Source organism: Bacillus sp. LL01, from assembly GCF_001037965.1.
Genome location: NZ_LFEL01000002.1, coordinates 94,905 through 115,134, shown reverse-complemented (window position 1 = coordinate 115,134; position 20,230 = coordinate 94,905). Strand labels below are relative to the sequence as shown.

Below are 20,230 nucleotides of genomic sequence, written 5' to 3'. Positions count from 1 at the left end.
CGGATCATGATTTGTATTGGAAACCATTGCTACGAACTATTAGAAGAAAACCGAGATGGCTTTAACGAAGAAACTTTTCGAGCAAGATATATTGATGTGTTGAACAAATACGATTACATAGTCGGTGATTGGGGTTACAACCAATTGCGCCTGCGCGGATTTTTTGAAGATCAGAACCACAAATCCACACATGACACAAAAATCAGCACTTTGCCCGATTATATTTTAGAATATTGTAACTTTGGATGTGCTTACTTTGTTTTGAAAAAAGTGAAGAAAGTGGCTGCTGAAGCGAAATAAAATAAATCCCATTGACCGTGTTGTGGCGGTTGATGGGGTTTATTATTGGAGAAGGTATTTGGAAAGTTGAGCATAGCATCTTATCTATCCATAAGGCGGTTCCTCATTTTCACTCTTATCATCGTGGGTCGGATGAGCACCCGGGTGCTGCCTAGGTATATCCTGATGAAGGTTTTTATTTTCATAATTAAAGGCACTATAGTACCGCTGGCCTTCCCGCCATGGAGTGCTTTTGTTTTCAACAGGCGTGTCTTTTCCGCGGGGGGAACCATAGGGCCCTTCCGGCAGCGTTTCGGGAATCAGAAAATTTTGTTGTGTTTCTACATTGGAGAAATCGGTGTATTGTTCTTCTTCTTTGTCCTTATCTCTTTCATACATAAAAAAACATCCCCTCTATCTAAGAATACTGTTATGCTTTCCTAGACACGAGAGGATTATTAAGGATTACTACACTACCTGATACAAAAACGAACGCAGCTCGGCCGCATCCTCTTCCGATAATTGGTATGCGTGCTCAAGATAGCCTGGCTCGTCCAGGTCATCGCTGCCGATAATGGCAAATCTGTTGCCTTGGATATCTAGAACAAGACTCTTTCCGTAATAACGGTCGGATTTCACAATAGCCAGGTCAAAGCGGTGATTTTCCCCCATAAAACTAACAAAGCGTGTTTTAGTTTCTACAGTATCATCGTATAAAAAGAAATTTTCTCCCATCATGGACTACCTCCTCAATGCATCTTTTCCTAGTATAACAAATACAGCAGAGTTCTTGTTAGCAGATGTTTTCTAATACAAAACTCCACAGTGCAATAAATGGGACAATTTTCTTATTTTTTGTGATAAAATAAAGGAAATACATCTTGTTGTTTTTTGTCTAGAGAGAAGGGAGCCATTTCATGGGGCGCAGGCGAAGCTGGAATCACATAAAGAAATACTATAAAGAGAATGGCTCACATCTAGTGAAATTACTGCTTCCATCTTATTATTTACGCTATTATCCGCCCATATATATTTTAAGAAACCCGATTGAACAGCGTGTGACTCACACGTTAAAAAAAGGATTCCAAGTGACGGTTATCTCCTTTTATTTTCCTGATTTGGAAAATATCATTACGAAAATAGGCAGACGTAGATATTTATCATGTCGAGAAGTGATAAAATTACAGCTTAGAAAAGTCATAGGGAAAACATTTACAGATGAGGAAGTTGTCTGTTTGCATGAGCAATATAGCGATGGGATCTCTTTGTTGTTGAAAGTGGATGAAAGGTCTCATAGTACGACGGAACTCGAAGATAAACTTTCAAAAGTAAAGCAGGCAATTGAAAGTCGCAAGTACAAACAATTAGATCATCAAAACCTGAATATTCAATATGGCTATGTCTTTCTGGAGTCCGCCCAATATACTTTGTCCGAATGTATGCTTAAAGCACATGTACAGGCAATGGCGATGGCGGAGAAACAGGATAAGCTGCAATATCAACAATTGAAATATCAAATGAACCAAATCATTGCTTTTAAAGATATTACGCTTCTCGCACAGCCTATCATGGATGTCTCCAAAGGGGGAATAAAGGCGTGGGAGTTGCTTACACGCGGGCCGAAAAGCTCTTTGATGGAAAATCCCCTACAGTTGTTTTCCATTGCCAAGCAGACCAACCGATTGTTTTCGTTGGAGATGCTTATACTAGAAAAAGCTTTTCAGCTGATTTATCAATGCAAAATGAAGGAAGCAATTTTTATCAATTTTACCCCAACAACTTTGAATGAGGTGGAGTTGATAGAGAAAGTTTTGACCTTGCTGAAGAAGTATCCGGAAATCATTCCGAGAAATATTGCCATCGAAGTGACAGAACAGGACTCAACGGATGGGCTGAAGAACTTTGAACGGAATATTCAAGCACTAAGGGAGCTTGGCTTTCAAATTGCCGTAGACGATACGGGAGCCGGTTATGCGAGCTTCCATACCATCAACAGAATCATGCCCGACATTATAAAAATAGATCGATCTGTTATTCAAGACATCGATAAAAATCAGGTGAAAGAAAGAATGCTCCAAGGTTTATTATTGATAGCACATGAAACAGGATCACTAGTAGTGGCGGAGGGCATAGAACGCCAAGAGGAAGTACAAGTCCTATCAAAGCACAAAGTGGACATGGCCCAGGGTTATTTTTACGCCAGGCCCAAACAGCTACAACCAATCACTTAATAACACCAAGAATGTAAACAAAGGAGATAGTAATATGTACTTTGTGGATCGAGAAAAAATAGAGCAGACTTTACTTTATATTGAAGAAAATATCTCAGTTTATCAACAGCATGAAACATGGACTTCCTCCATTGAAAAGAAAGCCCTTGAGCGGATAACGGTATCGGTAATAGAGGGAATTCTGGATGTGGGGAATGCGATGATTGATGGCTTTATCATGCGCGATCCAGGCAGCTACGAGGACATTATTGATATTCTTGAGGATGAAAAAGTAGTGACCACTGACTTGGCACAACATCTTAAACTGCTTGTTCGTCTTCGAAAAACACTTGTGCAGGAGTATCTATTGATTGACCACTCCGAGGTGGAAGGATGTCTGGATGAAGTGAAGGGGACAGTAGTGGATTTCTGTGGGGCAGTCCGCAGATATTTGGAAAATGAGTTGGGGCCGGTTTCTGCATTCAGGAACTGATTTGGGAACGCTTTCTTTAGGGGGAGCGTTCTTTTGCTTGGGAACTGTTATGAACGCAATTGTTTTCTGGTAATTCTAGCTGGTGATTGTAGTGGAAAGCGAAGCCTGTCGCGGAAATCACCAGCGGTGTTTAACGGGGTTCTTTTGCTTTTAAAGAGCTAGTAAATTGTGCTAACATGAACTGGTTGGAAAAGACTTAAACTAATGAAATGATAAATTGGATACAGTAGTGGAGTGTGAAAATAGATGAAAAAGTACCAAGGATATTTGATTGATTTGGATGGAACGATGTACCGTGGAAAAGAGAAGATTGAAGAGGCAAGTCATTTTGTTAAGGCATTATTTGATAGAAAGATACCTTACCTATTCGTAACGAATAATTCCTCCCGCACACCACAGCAAGTTGCGCAAAAATTAAGGGATTTCGGTATCCCTACATTGGATGAGCAGGTGTTTACGACAAGTAATGCTACTGCAAATTATATTTATGATTATAAACCTGAGGCAAAGATTTACGTGATTGGTGAAGAAGGAATCAGAACGGCCCTGATGGAGAAGGGGTTTGAACTGGTGGAAGAAGGAGCGGACGTAGTGGTAAGCGGAATTGATCGCTCGATTAGTTATGAAAAGCTTGCACTTGGCGCAATTAATATTCGTAATGGTGCGCGATTTATTTCTACCAACGGAGATATTGCCATTCCGACTGAACGTGGACTGTTACCGGGGAACGGTTCTTTAACTTCGGTTCTGACGGTTTCAACAGAAACGCAGCCAACCTTTATCGGGAAGCCGGAAAAGGTAATCATGGAGCAGGCATTGAAGGTGTTGGGTGTACCCCGTGAAGACACGTTGATGGTGGGGGATAATTATCATACAGACATCAAGGCGGGAATGAATGCTGGAATGGATACGCTCCTTGTGCATACAGGTGTGACAACAAGAGCCCATCTGGAAACGTATGAAGAGCAGCCGACCTACACAGCGGAGTCGCTGTCTGAATGGATTGGGAAAGTATAAAGTTATCTTGATGGATTATCGTTCAATAAAAAACAGGCAGGTTGCTATTGAAGTAATAGCTCCTGCCTGTTTTTTGTATTTGGCTGTTTTCGTAAACTTTGTTGCTATTTCGTATTTTTATAACAATCGTAATAATTGTTACTGTCGTGCTCTTTTCTTGGTTATTCGGAGAGACTGCATGATTTTTTGAAAGTAGATACACGGTAAAAAGTCCAAATGCCGACTTTTTACAATCGAATAGCAACAATCTTTGAGAAAAGAGCCTTTAGAAAAGAGCCTTGTATTTTTATCATTCTGTATTGGCTGCTCTATGTGCCAATCGGCTAGATGCTGCAGCGGCTATTGCGCCAACAATATCATCGAGGAATGTATGGACCTTCCCGGAGCTTTTGTCATTCAGAGTCTCAAGTATCCCTGGCTTCAATTTGTCGATATACCCGTAATTGGTGAATCCGATGGAGCCATAAACGTTAACAATAGATAATGCCAAAACCTCATCCACTCCATACAATCCTTCATCATCACGCAATATCCGCAGAAGTGGCTCCTGGATTTTTCCTTGCTCGGCTAAAACGTCCAATTCAATTGCTGTAAGAACAGTATTCTGAACCTCGCGTTTGGAAAGGACGCGATCCACATTTTCCAGACATTCTGAACGCTCAAGCGCAGTATGATACTTGGACTGTAGAAAATAAACCAACTCCGCAATATCATCCATCGTCACCCCGCGTTCCTCCAACAAAGCTCTCGCTTTTCTCTCTACTTCATCCATACTCTCGAAATTCTTCATACGGCTCACCCATCTTTTATAATATAGTTGAGGAGGGTTAGCCTCCTCTTTAACGCATTAGAGCAGTGAGGGTCAGACCCCTCATCAAAAAAAATTGTTGTTTCTCTCTTTACCCTTATTCCCTTTTTTGGTAGAAAAAATAGCCGTTCTTTGGAAAAACCTGTTTTCGGAAACAAGTTTTCTCTGTTTTCTTCATATAGTTGGTACTAGGGAGAAGGAGGGAGCAGTGTTGAAGCAGATTATCTATGAACAATATGAGTTAAGGGTGGAAAGAAAACAAAGGGTACGACAGTTTGATGCCTTTTGGGCTAATCGCGTGTTGTACATCGTGGTACCTGTTGGTCACTTGGAGGAGGAGGAAATTGATGAGCTTCAAAAGATAAGTGACTATATGATACGCACACACCAAGATATATATGTTAGTTCTTTTGTGAAAAACAAAAATGATACCTATACGACCGAAATAGAAGGGAGGAAGGTGGCCCTTTTCAGAATGCCCTATGATTACAGTTCTCGAAAATTGGTCGTCGGAAAAGAATTGGCCACTTTTCATTACCAGGCAAGAAGTTTTCCTGCAAAAGTGGAAGCCATCAATCGCATTGGACAGTGGAAAAGCTTATGGGTGAAAAGGGTCGATCAGATGGAAAGCTTTTTCAGGGAAAAGGTCAGAAGCAACCCTGTAGATGTGTTTGACACCCAATTTGTTGAATCTTTTCCATACTATTTAGGTTTAACAGAGAATGCCATTCAATATCTTGTGGATTCAGAGCTCGATGACAGTCCGATGATGAATGATGCGGCAACACTTTGTCATCATCGCTTCACAGATCTCACCTGGCAACAAGCACAGTGGATGAAGCTACCGACAGACTGGTTATTTGATCATGCGAGCAGAGACATATCCGAATGGATTCGCTCTGAATGCCGCAAAGGAAAAGATATAAACCAAATGAAAATACAGACCTTCCTGCAGGATTATGAAAAGGTCACACCACTCTCCAGTTTCTCCTGGAGACTTCTATATGCACGCCTCGTATTTCCTATCCACTATTTAGAATGTGTAGAGGATTATTATACGAGCGGTCCTGTGGCAGATAAGAAATGGCACGAAGACAGGATGAAAAGTGTCCTGCAATCATCAACCTATTATGAACAGTTCTTGGGGAACTTCTATGACCTGGCAGGTGTACCTGCAAAAACCTATGGCATTCCAGTACTGGACTGGGTGAAGAAGTGAAAGTTTTCCCTATATAGATATGTATCGGAAAAGCCTTAAGTGATAAAATTAGAGTATTCGAAGCAATAGACCAAGACAACATGAAGCAGGGAGAGTAGAAAATGACGAGGCCTTATGTGTTTATTACAAGAAAACTACCAGAAGAGGTTTTATCTCCATTAAAGGAAATGGCCGATGTGCAAATGTGGAACAGTGAAAGCGAAGCGGTACCCCGTGAAGTGCTTTTAAGGGAAGCACAAAAGGCAGATGCACTGCTGACAATGCTTTCTGATAAAGTGGATAAAGAGTTATTAGCGCAATCGCAAAACCTAAAGGTGGTGGCAAATCTTGCTGTCGGCTATGACAATATTGATGTAGAAGCAGCATCTAATAAGGGGATTTTGATATGCAACACGCCAGATGTGCTAACGGAAACAACTGCTGATCTTACCTTTGCTTTATTGCTTGCTACGGCAAGGCGGATAACAGAAGCCCAGGAGTATGTAAAAGAAGGGCAGTGGCAGAGCTGGAGTCCTTTCTTACTTGCAGGTGCAGATGTGCACCACAAGACTATTGGGATTGTGGGAATGGGCAAGATTGGGCAGGCAGTAGCTAAGCGTGCAATTGGCTTTGGAATGGAAGTGCTTTATCACAATAGAAACCGTCATCTGGAAGCGGAACAAGAAGTAGGTGCTTCTTATCGAACCTTTGACCAATTACTCGAGCAGTCCGATTATGTGGTGTGTTTGACACCATTAACAGAATCAACACAACACCTGTTTGATAAGGATGCATTTAAACACATGAAAAATACCGCTTTCTTTATTAATGTCGGCAGAGGACAGGTGGTTGATGAGGAAGCATTGATTGAGGCATTGCAACAGAATGAGATAGCAGGAGCTGGGCTGGATGTGTTTTATCAGGAACCAATAGGTGAAGATCACCCTCTGCTGCAATTGCCGCAAGTGGTAGCCATTCCTCACATCGGCAGTGCAAGTGTGGAAACAAGAACAACGATGATGAATCTATGCCGAGATAATATTATGGCGGTGCTAGAAGGCGAAAAGCCAAAAACAAAAGTCTAAATCAATGGGGACCCGGTTCTGTTACACCAAGGAAGGTGTGATAAGAACCGGGTCCTTATTTTATACATGAGAACTCGGATTCTCAGCTTTCACATAGAATTTTTTCCTCTTACTCCCCCAACAAGTAAAACGCTTACACGCATAAAAAGCAAAAATAACCCCTTGTCAAGCATTCAAAATCACCCTATAATGTCCATTATATAAAAACAAATGTACACACAGAAAAGACAAAAAGAGAAGAGGGGTCAGACCCCCTTTAAGGCTTTAGAGCAATGAGGGTCAGACCCCTTTTAGGGGAGTGAAGCGTAGTGAAGGCAATTTCAGTTGGTTTGTTGGGTTTAGGTACGGTTGGTTGTGGGGTTGTGAAGATTGTGGAGAATCATCAGGATAAGTTGATGCATCAGGTGGGGTGTCCAGTTAGGGTGAAGAAGGCGCTAGTGAAGGATTTGCATAAGGAGCGTCCGGTGGATTTGAATCCTGAGCTATTGACGTTACATGCAGAGGAAATATTGGATGATCCGGAGATTGATGTGGTCATTGAAGTGATGGGCGGGGTGGAAGAGACTCGTCATCATATTCTAAGGGCTCTCCATAACAAGAAGCATGTTGTCACTGCCAATAAAGACCTTATGGCCGTGTATGGATCAGAACTGCTTGCTGCTGCCACGGAGAACAACTGCGACCTATTTTACGAAGCAAGTGTTGCAGGTGGAATTCCGATCTTAAGAAGCTTGGTTGATGGGTTGGCATCTGATAGAATCACCAAAATGATGGGGATTGTGAACGGCACGACAAACTTCATCCTTACTAAGATGAACAACGAAGGTTCCTCCTATGAAGAAGTATTAAAAGAGGCACAGGAGCTTGGATTTGCCGAATCGGATCCGACAGCGGACGTGGAAGGAATCGATGCAGCTAGAAAAATGGCCATCCTCTCCACACTAGGATTCTCGATGAATATTGAACTAAAGGATGTCCAGGTGAAAGGAATCAGTGCAGTTACGGAAGAGGATTTGAACTACAGCAAAAAGCTTGGCTATACAATGAAGCTGATTGGCATTGCCCACCGTGAAAAAGAAAAAGTCGAGGTCAGCGTACAACCGACACTTCTCCCGCACGACCACCCATTGGCAAGTGTCCAGAATGAATACAATGCCGTGTATGTGTACGGGGAAGCGGTCGGGGAAACGATGTTCTATGGCCCTGGTGCAGGAAGCCTACCAACAGCAACAGCCGTTGTATCCGACCTTGTGGGAGTGATGAAGAATATGCGACTTGGTGTAAATGGAAAAAGCATGGTATCCCCTCAATTCCAGAAGACCTTAAAGGAAAAAGACGAAGTACAGGCGAAGCATTTCCTCCGCGTACACGTCCAAGATGAAGTAGGGGTTCTCTCCCATATTACAAATCTATTTTCACAAAAAGGAGTTAGCTTCGAAAAGATCTTGCAGCTACCATTAAAGGAAGAAGCTTTAGCGGAAGTAGTCTTCGTCACACATTATGCGTCCCTTCAGCGATACGAGAACCTTTTAGAAGAACTAGCGGATATGAAATATGTGAAAGAAATCAAAAGCAGCTACCGGGTGGAAGGAGAAGTGGCGGTATGATGTGGAGAGGATTAGTAGAAGAATACAGCAACTATCTACCGGTAAGCGCTCATACTCCGAATGTCTCACTCCAGGAAGGGAACACCCCCCTTCTTTTTCTGGAAAAACTTTCAGAAAAATTGGATATTGAGCTGCATGTGAAAGTGGAAGGAGCCAATCCGACCGGCTCCTTTAAGGACAGAGGGATGGCACTTGCTGTCGCAAAGGCGAAAGAAGAAGGAAGTACGACGGTTGTTTGTGCTTCGACAGGTAACACTTCTGCCTCGGCAGCGGCTTATGCGGCAAAAGCGGGAATGAAATGTATCGTGGTCATTCCGGACGGGAAAATCGCCTCAGGTAAGCTCGCACAGGCAGTCATGTACGGAGCGGAAATTTATTCTTTGGACGGAAATTTTGATGAGGCGCTACAGATGGTTCGTAGATTATCGGATGAGCTTCCTATTACACTAGTGAATTCGCTGAATCCATATCGTATTGAGGGGCAAAAAACAGCCGCATTTGAAGTGTGCGATCAGCTTGGAAAAGCACCGGATGTCCTTGCACTCCCTGTCGGCAACGCAGGGAATATCACAGCGTACTGGAGAGGGTTTCAGGAATATCACCGTGTCCGTGCATCAGGCTTGCCGGAAATGCGAGGGTTTGAGGCGGAAGGAGCAGCGGCCATCGTGGAGAACCGAGTTATTTCAAATCCAGAGACTATCGCAACGGCCATCCGTATCGGAAATCCAGCGAGCTGGAATTATGCCGTTCAGGCAGCAAACGATTCCAATGGGAAGATTGATTTTGTAACTGACGAAGAAATTCTGTACGCCTATAAACTCTTGGCCCAAACCGAAGGCGTGTTTGCTGAACCTGCATCAAGTGCGTCTGTGGCGGGTGTCATCAAACAGCTTAAGACTGGCGAGCTTTCAAAAGGGAAACAGGTGGTTTGTGTCCTGACAGGAAACGGACTTAAGGACCCTGTCACAGCCACTAATCACGCCAATGTAAAAGTGCAGCAGATCCCAAACGACTATTCACAACTGGTAAAATCGTTTGAAGGTGTCTCCGTATGAAAGAGTACAGAGACGGATTTGTCATAAAAGTCCCTGGAAGCTCTGCCAACTTAGGACCTGGTTTTGATTCAATTGGCATGGCAGTTAATAAATATGTCACACTTTTTGTAAACCATGCAGAGGAATGGAAGTTTACAAGTGTCCCACCACTTTCCATCAAAAAAGAGGAAAATATTCTTTTGACCGTCTGTAAGGAGTTGCAAAAGCTGTGGGGGATGGAAGCTCCTCCGGTACACGTCCTGACCATGAGTGACATTCCGTTGGCAAGAGGTCTGGGCAGCAGCGCGGCAGCAATTGTTGGTGCCATTGAAATCATGAACATTCTCTGCAACAAAAATCTATGTCCGGATGAAAAACTGCAACTTGCAGCAAAGTTTGAAGGACATGCAGATAATGTTGCGGCTTCCCTTTATGGAGGCCTTGTTGTATCTACTTATCAGAATGAAAAATGGGAATACGTAAAGCTACCTGTAGAAGAGCTGGAGATGGTAGCGGTCATTCCTGAATTTGAAGCAAAAACAAAGGAATCAAGAGGCTTATTGCCGGACAGACTTGCTTTTGGTGAAGCGGTGGCAGGCAGCAGTCATGCCAATGTCATGCTAGGGGCACTTATGTTGAAGAAGTGGGATCTCGTCGGTAAGATGATGGAGAGCGATATTTTCCACGAACCATATCGCCAGAAGTTGTTTCCTGGGTTTAATAAATTGAAAGAAAGCGCTAGTGGAGCTGGTGCGTTTGGTATTACAATCAGCGGTGCAGGACCTACTGTCATCTGTTTTTGCGAAAAAGGAAAAGGGAGAAAGGTTGTTAGCACACTGGCTTCCGAATTTCCACAGCATAAAGTGGAACTGCTGCAAGTAAGTAAAGTGGGTAGCGAGGTGCATTCGAATCATTTATGCAGGGTGTCATCAATCTAGCGTACGAAAATTACTTTCCAAGAGAAAATAAAAAACCGGGAAGCTCACCTTGAGTGGCAGCTTGCCGGTTTATTTTCGTAACAGTATTAGAATACTTGCTCTACTTCGATGATGCCTGGTACTTCTTCAAGTAATGCACGCTCAATACCAGCTTTTAAAGTGATGGTGGAACTTGGGCAAGAACCGCATGCTCCTAAAAGACGCAGCTTTACGATGCCATCTTCCACATCTACTAATTCACAGTCCCCTCCGTCACGAAGAAGAAATGGACGTAATTTATCTAGTACTTCCTGAACTTGCGCATTGATTTCCGGGTTAGCCATAGTTATCGCTCCTTTCCTTACATAATTCTATTATAAAGAAAACACCAGAAAAAATCTATTGCCTAGCACTGGGTCTTTTTAGGAAAAGGCTGTTTTCGTAAAATCTGTTGCTTTTTCGTATGTGTAAACCAACCGTTTTCTTCCTTGCTGTCGTGCTTTTTTCCTAGCTATGCATCGGAACTGCTTGCATAATTAAGATTACCTAATCGGTAAAAAATCCAATTGCCGACTCTTTACTAGAAGATAGCAACAATCCTTGAGAAAAGAGCCTAGGAAATCGAAATTAATTTCATGAAAAAGTAAGCGATTTACGGTAGAATAAAAGAAAATGCTGTAAATGTTGAGGATGACGGCTTATGAAGAAAACGGTAGAAATTTGTGTATATGGTGCAGAAGTGCTTTGTCCTAGCTGTGTAAATCTGCCATCATCAAAGGAAACATACGAATGGCTGGAGGCTGCAGTGGCAAGAAAATTTCCTGATCAAGCTTTTTCTATCTCTTATATAGATATTTTTAAAACCGAAGAATGTGACGAGGATAAGAAAGAATTCGCGACAAGAGTCGTAGAAGAGGATATGTTCTATCCTGTAGTGGTCATTGAAGGTGAGATAGTGGGGGAAGGAAATCCTAAGTTAAAAACAATTTACTCCGAGATGGAGAAGCATGGGTATGTCGCGTCATAAAATAATCCCCAGAAGTCGATGGACTTTTGGGGATATCTATTAACCGTTATGATATTTGTACATCCATAGGATACCGGATTTCAACAGTCTTGCAACGCGGCCAGTCAGTGGACGTTCGTTGACAAGTCCGAAACCGTGTTTTTTTCCAAGGGAGCCCAGTACACCTTTTAGCTTGATCGCCGGGAATTCCTCTGGTGGAGTTTCTCCATTCCAGCGTTTCAATAGTACTTGGACAATCTGTTCTGCTTGGCCTTCCGCCAATTGTGCACTTGGCGCATGTGGAAGGCTTGCACAGTCCCCGACAACATAGACGTTCTCATGTCCAGGAATGTTATGTTGCTTGGTCAGCACCACCCGTCCTTGTCCATCCTTCTCTACATTAAGATCTCTAACTACTTTATTTGGCTGAATACCGGCAGTCCAGACGATTACATCACAATGTAGCGGTTCGTCATGGTTATAAAGGGTGTTCTCCTCCACACGGGTAATGTTAGAGCCATTCACTACTTCCACACCATGCGTTTCGAACCAGTTTTGAACATACTTACTAAGTCTTTCAGGGAAGCTTGATAGAATGATTTTTCCACGATCGAATAATTTGATAGTCAAATCGGGTCTGCTTTCACGAAGTTCACTTGCAATCTCCACGCCGCTTAACCCGCCGCCTACAATAGCCACCACTTTGTTAGCCGGCAAATCTCCTAGCGCCTGATAAGCTTTTCTGGATTTATTAATGGTTTGAATACTATAGGTATAATCCTCTGCGCCAGGAATATCATGATACTTGTCCTCACAGCCAAGACCAATGATCAGATCATCAAAAGAAAGCGTGCTTTGATCTTCGAAGTGTACAATCTTTTCTTCCATGTCCACTTTTGTAACCTCTCCGTATTTAACGGAAAGTCTTTCATGTTCCGGAAAAGTGACACGAACATGATGGTCTGAAATCGTTCCCGCAGCAAGCGCATAGAATTCCGTTTTCAAACTATGATAGGGAGCCCTATCCACTAACACAATTTCAGTATCTGATGGTAATTGATTAGGTAGCAGACGGTGTAGGATGCGCATCCCGCCATAGCCTGCGCCAAGCACAACAAGTTTTTTCATAGCAGCTAAAACCCCTTTTTAAGCTAGTAAAGTCTCAAGAATATAGTAAACGACCACCTTGTTAGAAGGTGATTTGGATTATAATAGAAGAAATCTAGTAATCTCATTAATTTTTATGTGAAGTAAAGTACATATTATGATAAAATTGCGCTTTCATTCGTCAAAGAGTATATCACGATTAAATAAAATAACATTAAAAGTATATCGAAATTATGACAAAATAACAACATTCTTTCATAAATTAGTTAAGCATTCGCGAGGAAACCACATCGTTTTTTCGAGCTTCTTTAGGAGAATCTTCACAATTGACGTTTTAAGGAAAAAAAGGTAGCATGAAAGGGCAATAGAGGGGTGAAAACATTGAAGCCAATCATCGAATTCTGTATCAGTAATTTAGCCAGTGGTTCACAAAAGGCGAGAGAAGTGTTGGAAAAAGATCCTAACCTAGATATAGTTGAATATGGCTGTCTTGGTTATTGTGGTAAATGCTTCGACACGCTTTTTGCTCTCGTAAACGGTGATGTAGTCTCAGGTGAAACTCCAGAACAACTGGTAGACAACATATATATATATTTAGAAGAAAATCCGATGTTCTAAATAAGAGGAAAACAAAGAGCATGGAACCGAAAATTTGGTTCCATGCTCTTCTTATATTGAAAATGTACTAACTCGTTGCCTGCAGCTTGGAGGCAGCCCGAATTTCATACCAGCGGTCCCTTGCTTTTTCAACAAGCCGCTTTTCTTTTTCTTTATCTTGATGTTGGATGACCAACTGGAAATATTGGATTGTCTGTCTGTTATGGTTAAGTCTGCTGTGAAGGTCTCCAATTAAATAGAGGAGCTTAATTTCGGACATATCTTTTTCTTCAAAATCTCCTGTGGAATAGGAGAGTTCAAATTGTTCTACTGCCAGTTTGAGAAAACGCTGTTCCTGTGTGGTGTTCTTTTCGATTGTACGATAGATCCAGGCAAGTCGTAGGTAAAGGCCTGCCATGACGATAGCGGCTTCTTTTTTAATTATTCCTGAATAGATCCCAAGCTTATAAGCATTGATGGCGGTTTTGACAGACCTGATCTGCCCGTAATCCTTGTATTGCCAGTGTTTCTGTATTTTTGTTCGGATTGCCTGAAGTGATTCGGCTGTGAATTCTGGACTGAATTCATCCGTGACAGCATATCCACATTGTGGACAAACGGAAACATAATAGAGGAGAGGGTTTGACTCCTCGGAATGGTAAGTGGAACAGAAATCCGTATCATGTGTTAAAGGGCGGATAAAACGGGATTTTATTTTTAATGTACTATATGCATGCTTGCAATTTTCACAAGAAATATCGCGTCGATAATATTGTTCCATCAAAACACCCTTTCTCGACAATTTAATACAAAAGTACCATAAAATCGCTCGGATAACAACTTTTATGAAACTATATACCTATCTGAAGTGGTGGATTTTTTTCTGGTCTATACATTATTTTGTAAAAGTTGGGTAATTTATTTTAGAGGACCTTGATATGAGAACGGTTTCGCAACTACTGTAACATATTTACAAAAAAAAGTTCTTTCAAACGCTTTCATTTCGTAGTAAAGTGTTATTGTAATAGTTAGATGTCTGACGACAAACAACTTGCAGAAATTTCTAATAGAGGTGAATATTATGAATAATATCCTTTGGGGTTTAATGGGAATTGCAGTGATTTTCGTAATCGCATTCCTACTTTCAGAAAACAAAAGAAAGATTAAAATCCGTACAATTGTTGGCGGATTGGCTATTCAGTTACTTTTCGCATTTATCGTATTGAAATGGGAATTCGGGAGAAGCGTGTTTCTTAAGCTGACTGAACTGGTTCAAAATATTATTAATTATGCCAATGAAGGAATCGGTTTCCTTTTTGGACCTGTTCTGGGTAACCCCGGTTCAGAAGCAACTGGATTTGTGTTCGCGTTCCACGTATTGACGATCATTATTTTCTTCTCTGCATTAATTTCTGTACTTTATTATCTTGGAATAATGCAAATCGTTATCCGCTTCCTTGGTGGGGGACTTGCAAAACTTTTAGGGACAAGCAGAACAGAATCCCTATCAGCTTCAGCTAACATTTTCGTTGGACAAACAGAAGCACCTTTAGTCATTCGTCCTTATATTGCAGGTATGACCAAGTCTGAATTGTTCGCAGTGATGACTGGTGGACTTGCATCTGTAGCAGGTTCCGTATTGTTCGGCTATGCTGCACTTGGTATTCCACTTGAGTACCTATTGGCAGCAAGCTTCATGGCGGCTCCTGGTGGTCTGATTATGGCAAAAATGCTTATTCCTGAAACGGAAGAGCCAATAACGGATTCCAATGCACAAATTGGAGAGTCTGAAGATGAAAGAGCGACAAATGTAATCGATGCTGCAGCACGCGGGGCATCTGATGGCTTGAAACTGGCACTTAATGTTGGTGCGATGCTACTGGCATTTATCGCATTGATTGCGCTAATTAACGGTATTTTAGGTGGAGTCGGTGGCTGGTTCGGTGCCGATAACTTCTCATTGGACTTTGTTCTTGGTTATTTATTCGCGCCATTGGCGTTTGTAATCGGTATCCCTTGGAGTGAAGCAGTAGCGGCTGGTAACCTGATCGGTCAAAAACTTGTATTGAACGAGTTCGTTGCTTACTCCACTTTCTCTGCACAGATTGATATGTTCAGTGATAAATCCATTGCGGTCATTTCTTTCGCACTTTGTGGATTCGCAAACCTTTCTTCTTTAGCAATCCTATTGGGTGGTCTGGGGAACTTAGCTCCTAACCGTCGTCCTGATATTGCAAGATTAGGTTTTCGTGCGATTATTGCAGGTACACTTTCCAACTTGTTGAGTGCTGCAATTGCTGGTATGTTCTTGTTCTAAAAAATATAGGAAATCCACCCGTCATTAATGGCTGGTGGATTTTTTAATTAAAATATTGTTGTACACTCTTTTAACTCCCTGTTTCAGGAGAATATTTATAGAACTAAGAAAAGCCCATGTTATCTTGTTTCAAGGAAACAATTGATACATGGGTTTTTCATATAAAACGGGGGATATTTCTATTGTGTTCATTCTTTTATGTATTTATACTTGAAGAAACTAATTATTTTCTGGAGGAATAATCAGACATGCGCTCCTTTCAATTCACCAAGATGCACGGACTTGGGAACAACTATATTTATGTGAATATGTTCGAGGAAGATTTAAAAGAATCGGAGTTATCAGAGCTCGCCATAAAGGTCTCTAATGTTTATACGGGAATAGGCTCTGATGGGATGATTTTAATCTGTCCTTCGGAAGTGGCCCCTGTTAAGATGAGGATCTTCAATAATGATGGATCGGAAGGAAAGAACTGCGGAAATGGCCTTCGTTGTGTAGCAAAGTATGCCTATGAGCACGGACTTGTCCAAGCAGAAACATTTAAAATAGAAACCCTGTCCGGACAGGTCGAGGCACAACTGGATGTGGTCGAAGGGGCTGTCAAGACGGTTACGGTGGATATGGGTGAACCTAGGCTTTCCACGGAAGAGATTCCGATTCTTGTGGAGGGAAAAGAAGCGTTGGTTGCCGCACCGTTTACTGTAAATGGTGAAACACACGAAATTACTACCGTGTCCATGGGCAATCCGCACGTCATCTTTTATGTGGACGATATTAAAGAGGCCCCCTTAACTACGCTTGGGCCCATAGTCGAAAAGGACGCTCGTTTCCCTGAGGGTGTAAATGTGGAATTCGTCGAAGTAGTATCCGAAGAGGAGCTTCATTTCCGTGTGTGGGAAAGAGGTTCAGGCATTACGCAAGCGTGTGGGACAGGAGCTTGTGCTGCCGTGGTCGCATCCGTTCTTAATGAAAAAACGACGCGGGCGAAGGAGACGGTGGTACACCTGGCAGGCGGCGACCTGTTTATCACATGGGAAAAGAACGGTTCTGTGAAAATGCGTGGGCCAGCTGAAGTTATTTGTACAGGAACTTTCTACTATTAATCACACCAGCTTGTTCCTCTTGCATATACTATAGAAGCAGTAAGATTGAGTAGGCAGCCGATTCACGATATAATGAAGTTAAGTGAACTGGAAATACATTGGGAGGTGTAATAGATGAGTGATGTAATTACAATTACCGAAGCAGCAGCTTTTCAGATAAAAGATATGATGAAGGAACATGGAGATGAATCCGTCTTTTTGCGTGTAGGTGTAAAAGGCGGAGGATGCAGCGGTCTTTCTTATGGTATGGGCTTTGAAGAAGAGAAGGGTGAAAAGGACATAGAATTGGAACAGCATGGAATCAAGATTCTAATTGATGCAGAAAGCAAGCCAATTCTCCAAGATGTAAAAATTGATTTCAAGCAGTCCATGATGGGCGGCGGATTCACCATCGATAATCCGAATGCCATCGCAAATTGCGGTTGTGGTTCTTCGTTCCGTACAGCAACGCAAACAGGAACACCGGAAGAATGCTAAATTAGAAAAACTTGGATAGCTGAACAGCTATCCAAGTTTTTTATTTAACATAATTTCCAAAAATATGAAACCATTACCCTCTCTCTTGCGTCTATATAGTTAGGTGAAAAAGAAGGAGTGGTCAAAGTGAAAGGGAAAAGGAGCATGGCGATTGTTCTATTGTCTGCACTAGGATTTGCAAGTATTGGATCTTTCTGTCAAGGAGTCGAAACTCAGGCAAGTGAGTCATACCGATTTCATTCACAAAAACCTTCCTATCAATATGTTCGCATGGCAATCCCAACAAACACATTTCACATAGATAGCAATGAAGTAGTAGAAGTGACGGAAGTTAATGTTAAAACAGAAACAGTAGTAAACCCAACTGAAGTGCCCGAAACGCCCCTTGAACCTGAAACAGTTGATCGTAAAGAGGATGAGGTTGAACAACAGCCAGAAAAGGTCACTATAGGAGACTATACCTACCATAAAATAGATGACGATAGATTTACAAGCGATATAGCTATTGCAGAAAAGTATGGTGCCAATCTCTATGGAATTCCTAATTCTGACGGGTTTATGATATACCATGAGACAGAAGGCATTCTACTTTCTATGAGTACAGGGGCCGCAGTGGCAGAGCTAATTTATGCTGATGTATTGATTGATTATTTTTCCACAGAGTATTGGGAAGAGTATCCTGGAATAGTGGACGGTATTAATAAGGTAGTGGAAACTGGCCAAGAAGTGCGAGTAGATCTTGGTGACTATATAGGTTATGTAATCTCACTTGATAACGGAAGAGTCATCGTCTGGTGGTAAGTAGTATAGAAACTAAAAAAAAGCACCTTTTTAATTGGAAGGGTGCTTTTCTCATGCTCTTTTATTTTGTACCTTTCCATCGGTAGAAGAAACATGCGCATAGGACCAGTGCTACTCCAAGAGTACCGATGAAAGTGTTCTGCGTGGAAAAAGAAGCGGAATCTTTGGGTTCTTCTGTAGGTACAGTCCCTTCGCCCAGTTCCTGCAAATCGGATTGCGCCTGTGAAAGTTCTGCTGTTCTAGAACAAAGGTAGGTCGTGTATTCCCCATCCTCTAAATGGGCATAGACCAAGTATTCTTTGTCTTTTTCAAAATAGACACCACATGCGGCAGAGTCCATGGCGGTATAAATGACTACTTCCTTGGTGCTCACACCTTTCCATGATTCCTTGACAGTCAATTTTACTTCTGTTGTACTGTTGAATTTTTCTTTTACATTTACCACTTTTCCTGAAAAAACGGCATCCATTTTCTTCAGCTCTTCCTGTGGTGTTCCGGGTGGAAGGCAGGAGCAAGCGGAGCCTGTAGGTGAGAAGAATGTAAACGATAGAATGGTGAGGAGAAAAGAAATTACAACAACCTTGCAAAGTTTCATATAGCTGATCACCTCTTTTACGTTTGTTAATAGGTTAGACGTTGAGTGGTGGTAAGAGGTTACAGTGGTAATTGAATTTGTGTTTACTGATGGCTCTTTTCTCAAAGATTGTTGCTATTCACTAGTGAAAAGTCGGCCGTTGGACTTATTACCAAGAAAAATCGGCCTTTGGATTTTTCACAGCTTATCTATTCTAAAATAGGCATATGTAGTTTACTCTGTACATCCAGGAAAGGAGCACGACAGTAAGGAATATAACGTTAGTTGATAAATAAGAAAAAGCAACAAAGTTTACGAAAACAGCCTTACTAATAAAGCAAAAAAGCCAACCCCTGTTTCCACAAGGGTTGGCTGCACCATCAAAGACGGCTTAGAATAAACTAGTACTATGAAGCGGCTGTACTTTCGCTTTTGGATCAATGTATGATTTTGCATTGTTTACGGCAGTAGGTGCTTCACCGAATCCGCAGGCAATAAGCTTCACTTTTCCTTCATACGTGCAGATATCGCCAGCCGCATAGATTCCGGTGATGTTTGTTTCCATTTTGGAGTTGACTACAATGGAATTCTTCTCGATCTCAAGTCCCCAATCCTTGATTGGGCCTAGAGAGGAGACGAAACCGTAGTTGACGATAACATCATCAACATCCAACACTTCACGTTCTTCGGATTTCACTTTTTCGAGGACAACCTGGTTGATTGCATGCTCATCACCGATCAGTTCAGCTGGAACATAAGGTGTTTTTACTTCGACTTTGGAGTTCATCAGATTTTCCACACTGTGTTCATGGGCACGGAATTTATCACGGCGGTGAACAAGTGTCACTTTTTCCGCAATAGGCTCCAGCATAAGGGCCCAGTCAACAGCAGAATCTCCGCCACCAAGTACGACGACTTTTTTACCGGCGAACTTGTTCATGTCGTCCACAAAGTAGTGGATGTTCTTGTTCTCATAGTCCGTAGCGTTTTCAAGCTCAAGACGGCGCGGTTGGAATGCTCCGTTACCAGCAGTGATGATGACAGCCTTGGAGTAATGGGTTTCTTTGTCCGTCACAATCTTGAATGTGCCATCGCCCATTTTTTCAAGAGTTTGTACGGATTGCTCCAATGCAACCGTTGGCTCAAATTTGGCCATTTGTTCTTTCAGATTGTTAATCAATTCCTGTGCACGGATCTTCGGGAACCCAGCAATATCGTATATGTACTTTTCAGGGTATAACGCGGATAACTGTCCACCCAATTGTGGTAGACTTTCAATGATTTTGACGCTAGCCTGCCTCATACCTCCGTAAAAAGCAGTGAATAATCCTGTAGGCCCTCCACCAATGATGGTGATGTCAAATACTTTTTGTTCTTCGCTCATCTGTACCTATCCCCCTAAACGATTGTTTACTTTCTATCTTTATCATAGCATAATTTTCTCGCAATTTCTGTTTTCAACCTTGGAAAAAGGGGAACATATACTGAAAATAGATTGGAATTTTGTAAATGGAAGTGTTTCCATTATGTATGCATCCTTATTTTTCCGAATATTTTAAAGGTTTTTAAACTATGATTTGGTCTTGAAAAAATGACGGAA

The 20,230-nt window shown here is 41.9% G+C and carries 23 protein-coding genes; 15 read left to right on the top strand and 8 right to left on the bottom strand.

Translation table 11 applies throughout. The features are described from left to right. The first annotated feature begins 6 nt into the window (after window positions 1-6). A complete protein-coding gene (locus AB685_RS07115; RefSeq protein WP_047969902.1) occupies window positions 7-300 on the top strand; it encodes a YutD family protein in 294 nt (97 codons plus the stop codon). An 84-nt stretch (window positions 301-384) separates the two neighbouring features. On the opposite strand, the gene AB685_RS07110 is transcribed toward AB685_RS07115, so the two are convergent. Both AB685_RS07110 and AB685_RS07105 read right to left on the bottom strand, forming a co-directional pair. Continuing rightward, the gene (locus AB685_RS07110; RefSeq protein ID WP_047969901.1) at window positions 385-678 is read right to left on the bottom strand and encodes a hypothetical protein; all 294 of its coding nucleotides are present in this window, start codon (window positions 676-678) and stop codon (window positions 385-387) included. A gap of 69 nt (window positions 679-747) precedes the next feature. Next, window positions 748-1,014, bottom strand: a complete 267-nt coding sequence (locus AB685_RS07105; protein WP_047969900.1) for a DUF3055 domain-containing protein — start codon at window positions 1,012-1,014, stop codon at window positions 748-750. A gap of 182 nt (window positions 1,015-1,196) precedes the next feature. On the opposite strand from AB685_RS07105, the gene AB685_RS07100 reads away from it, so the two are divergent. The 3 genes from AB685_RS07100 to AB685_RS07090 all read left to right on the top strand — a co-directional run bounded on the left by AB685_RS07100 (window position 1,197) and on the right by AB685_RS07090 (window position 3,999). Next, the gene (locus AB685_RS07100) at window positions 1,197-2,510 is read left to right on the top strand and encodes an EAL domain-containing protein (protein WP_047969899.1); all 1,314 of its coding nucleotides are present in this window, start codon (window positions 1,197-1,199) and stop codon (window positions 2,508-2,510) included. A 34-nt stretch (window positions 2,511-2,544) separates the two neighbouring features. Then, a complete protein-coding gene (locus AB685_RS07095) occupies window positions 2,545-2,982 on the top strand; it encodes a DUF86 domain-containing protein (protein ID WP_047969898.1) in 438 nt (145 codons plus the stop codon). Between the two features lie 246 nt (window positions 2,983-3,228). Beyond that, a complete protein-coding gene (locus AB685_RS07090; RefSeq protein ID WP_047969897.1) occupies window positions 3,229-3,999 on the top strand; it encodes a TIGR01457 family HAD-type hydrolase in 771 nt (256 codons plus the stop codon). Between the two features lie 289 nt (window positions 4,000-4,288). Here AB685_RS07090 and AB685_RS07085 read toward each other — a convergent pair whose 3' ends face one another. Beyond that, a complete protein-coding gene (locus AB685_RS07085; RefSeq protein WP_198530471.1) occupies window positions 4,289-4,789 on the bottom strand; it encodes a phosphatidylglycerophosphatase A in 501 nt (166 codons plus the stop codon). A gap of 229 nt (window positions 4,790-5,018) precedes the next feature. Between AB685_RS07085 and yutH the strand changes: the two genes are divergently transcribed. The 5 genes from yutH to thrB all read left to right on the top strand — a co-directional run bounded on the left by yutH (window position 5,019) and on the right by thrB (window position 10,669). Next, window positions 5,019-6,026, top strand: coding sequence for a spore coat putative kinase YutH (gene yutH, locus AB685_RS07080; protein WP_047969896.1), 1,008 nt, complete (start codon window positions 5,019-5,021; stop codon window positions 6,024-6,026). A gap of 101 nt (window positions 6,027-6,127) precedes the next feature. Continuing rightward, the gene (locus tag AB685_RS07075; protein ID WP_047969895.1) at window positions 6,128-7,090 is read left to right on the top strand and encodes a D-glycerate dehydrogenase; all 963 of its coding nucleotides are present in this window, start codon (window positions 6,128-6,130) and stop codon (window positions 7,088-7,090) included. 308 nt (window positions 7,091-7,398) lie between these two features. Further along, window positions 7,399-8,697: a homoserine dehydrogenase gene (locus tag AB685_RS07070; protein ID WP_047969894.1), complete on the top strand. Its 1,299-nt coding sequence runs from the start codon at window positions 7,399-7,401 to the stop codon at window positions 8,695-8,697. Next, on the top strand, window positions 8,694-9,752 hold the full coding sequence (gene thrC / locus AB685_RS07065; protein WP_047969893.1) for a threonine synthase: 1,059 nt from the start codon (window positions 8,694-8,696) through the stop codon (window positions 9,750-9,752). Before AB685_RS07070 ends, thrC begins: the two co-directional genes overlap by 4 nt. Beyond that, window positions 9,749-10,669, top strand: a complete 921-nt coding sequence (gene thrB / locus AB685_RS07060; protein ID WP_047969892.1) for a homoserine kinase — start codon at window positions 9,749-9,751, stop codon at window positions 10,667-10,669. The genes thrC and thrB overlap by 4 nt, the downstream gene beginning before the upstream one ends. An 86-nt stretch (window positions 10,670-10,755) precedes the next feature. Here the strand turns inward: thrB and AB685_RS07055 are convergent, their stop codons facing one another. Continuing rightward, on the bottom strand, window positions 10,756-10,992 hold the full coding sequence (locus AB685_RS07055; protein WP_047969891.1) for a NifU family protein: 237 nt from the start codon (window positions 10,990-10,992) through the stop codon (window positions 10,756-10,758). Window positions 10,993-11,348: 356 nt separating this feature from the next. Here AB685_RS07055 and AB685_RS07050 point away from each other — a divergent pair, with 356 nt between their 5' ends. Further along, entirely contained in the window at window positions 11,349-11,675 is a 327-nt protein-coding gene (locus AB685_RS07050) for a YuzD family protein (protein ID WP_047969890.1), read from the top strand. Window positions 11,676-11,714: 39 nt separating this feature from the next. On the opposite strand, the gene AB685_RS07045 is transcribed toward AB685_RS07050, so the two are convergent. Beyond that, complete coding sequence (locus tag AB685_RS07045) at window positions 11,715-12,782, bottom strand: NAD(P)/FAD-dependent oxidoreductase (protein WP_047969889.1); 1,068 nt, start codon at window positions 12,780-12,782, stop codon at window positions 11,715-11,717. A 360-nt stretch (window positions 12,783-13,142) separates the two neighbouring features. On the opposite strand from AB685_RS07045, the gene AB685_RS07040 reads away from it, so the two are divergent. Further along, window positions 13,143-13,379, top strand: coding sequence for a YuzB family protein (locus tag AB685_RS07040; protein WP_047969888.1), 237 nt, complete (start codon window positions 13,143-13,145; stop codon window positions 13,377-13,379). 67 nt (window positions 13,380-13,446) lie between these two features. Here AB685_RS07040 and AB685_RS07035 read toward each other — a convergent pair whose 3' ends face one another. Next, complete coding sequence (locus AB685_RS07035; RefSeq protein ID WP_047969887.1) at window positions 13,447-14,139, bottom strand: DUF2225 domain-containing protein; 693 nt, start codon at window positions 14,137-14,139, stop codon at window positions 13,447-13,449. Between the two features lie 300 nt (window positions 14,140-14,439). On the opposite strand from AB685_RS07035, the gene AB685_RS07030 reads away from it, so the two are divergent. The 4 genes from AB685_RS07030 (at window position 14,440) to AB685_RS07015 (ending at window position 18,056) form a co-directional block, all read left to right on the top strand. Continuing rightward, entirely contained in the window at window positions 14,440-15,675 is a 1,236-nt protein-coding gene (locus AB685_RS07030) for a NupC/NupG family nucleoside CNT transporter (protein WP_047969886.1), read from the top strand. Window positions 15,676-15,923: 248 nt separating this feature from the next. Beyond that, window positions 15,924-16,778 (top strand): diaminopimelate epimerase, encoded by an 855-nt coding sequence (dapF, locus tag AB685_RS07025; RefSeq protein ID WP_047969885.1) that lies wholly within the window; start codon window positions 15,924-15,926, stop codon window positions 16,776-16,778. A gap of 114 nt (window positions 16,779-16,892) precedes the next feature. Further along, complete coding sequence (locus tag AB685_RS07020) at window positions 16,893-17,255, top strand: iron-sulfur cluster assembly accessory protein (protein WP_047969884.1); 363 nt, start codon at window positions 16,893-16,895, stop codon at window positions 17,253-17,255. Window positions 17,256-17,381: 126 nt separating this feature from the next. After that, window positions 17,382-18,056: a hypothetical protein gene (locus AB685_RS07015; RefSeq protein ID WP_047969883.1), complete on the top strand. Its 675-nt coding sequence runs from the start codon at window positions 17,382-17,384 to the stop codon at window positions 18,054-18,056. Between the two features lie 61 nt (window positions 18,057-18,117). Here AB685_RS07015 and AB685_RS07010 read toward each other — a convergent pair whose 3' ends face one another. Together AB685_RS07010 and AB685_RS07005 are read right to left on the bottom strand one after the other, a co-directional pair. After that, complete coding sequence (locus AB685_RS07010; RefSeq protein ID WP_053073748.1) at window positions 18,118-18,651, bottom strand: hypothetical protein; 534 nt, start codon at window positions 18,649-18,651, stop codon at window positions 18,118-18,120. A gap of 370 nt (window positions 18,652-19,021) precedes the next feature. Continuing rightward, window positions 19,022-20,014, bottom strand: coding sequence for an NAD(P)/FAD-dependent oxidoreductase (locus AB685_RS07005; RefSeq protein WP_047969882.1), 993 nt, complete (start codon window positions 20,012-20,014; stop codon window positions 19,022-19,024). Window positions 20,015-20,230 lie beyond the last annotated feature (216 nt).

Coding starts and splice junctions, on each gene's coding strand:
- AB685_RS07115 (WP_047969902.1), top strand. CDS start 7: ATGATTTGTATTGGAAACCATTGCTACGAACTATTAGAAGAAAACCGA.
- AB685_RS07110 (WP_047969901.1), bottom strand. CDS start 678: ATGTATGAAAGAGATAAGGACAAAGAAGAAGAACAATACACCGATTTC.
- AB685_RS07105 (WP_047969900.1), bottom strand. CDS start 1,014: ATGGGAGAAAATTTCTTTTTATACGATGATACTGTAGAAACTAAAACA.
- AB685_RS07100 (WP_047969899.1), top strand. CDS start 1,197: ATGGGGCGCAGGCGAAGCTGGAATCACATAAAGAAATACTATAAAGAG.
- AB685_RS07095 (WP_047969898.1), top strand. CDS start 2,545: ATGTACTTTGTGGATCGAGAAAAAATAGAGCAGACTTTACTTTATATT.
- AB685_RS07090 (WP_047969897.1), top strand. CDS start 3,229: ATGAAAAAGTACCAAGGATATTTGATTGATTTGGATGGAACGATGTAC.
- AB685_RS07085 (WP_198530471.1), bottom strand. CDS start 4,789: ATGAAGAATTTCGAGAGTATGGATGAAGTAGAGAGAAAAGCGAGAGCT.
- AB685_RS07075 (WP_047969895.1), top strand. CDS start 6,128: ATGACGAGGCCTTATGTGTTTATTACAAGAAAACTACCAGAAGAGGTT.
- thrC (WP_047969893.1), top strand. CDS start 8,694: ATGATGTGGAGAGGATTAGTAGAAGAATACAGCAACTATCTACCGGTA.
- thrB (WP_047969892.1), top strand. CDS start 9,749: ATGAAAGAGTACAGAGACGGATTTGTCATAAAAGTCCCTGGAAGCTCT.
- AB685_RS07055 (WP_047969891.1), bottom strand. CDS start 10,992: ATGGCTAACCCGGAAATCAATGCGCAAGTTCAGGAAGTACTAGATAAA.
- AB685_RS07050 (WP_047969890.1), top strand. CDS start 11,349: ATGAAGAAAACGGTAGAAATTTGTGTATATGGTGCAGAAGTGCTTTGT.
- AB685_RS07045 (WP_047969889.1), bottom strand. CDS start 12,782: ATGAAAAAACTTGTTGTGCTTGGCGCAGGCTATGGCGGGATGCGCATC.
- AB685_RS07035 (WP_047969887.1), bottom strand. CDS start 14,139: ATGGAACAATATTATCGACGCGATATTTCTTGTGAAAATTGCAAGCAT.
- AB685_RS07030 (WP_047969886.1), top strand. CDS start 14,440: ATGAATAATATCCTTTGGGGTTTAATGGGAATTGCAGTGATTTTCGTA.
- dapF (WP_047969885.1), top strand. CDS start 15,924: ATGCGCTCCTTTCAATTCACCAAGATGCACGGACTTGGGAACAACTAT.
- AB685_RS07020 (WP_047969884.1), top strand. CDS start 16,893: ATGAGTGATGTAATTACAATTACCGAAGCAGCAGCTTTTCAGATAAAA.
- AB685_RS07010 (WP_053073748.1), bottom strand. CDS start 18,651: ATGAAACTTTGCAAGGTTGTTGTAATTTCTTTTCTCCTCACCATTCTA.
- AB685_RS07005 (WP_047969882.1), bottom strand. CDS start 20,014: ATGAGCGAAGAACAAAAAGTATTTGACATCACCATCATTGGTGGAGGG.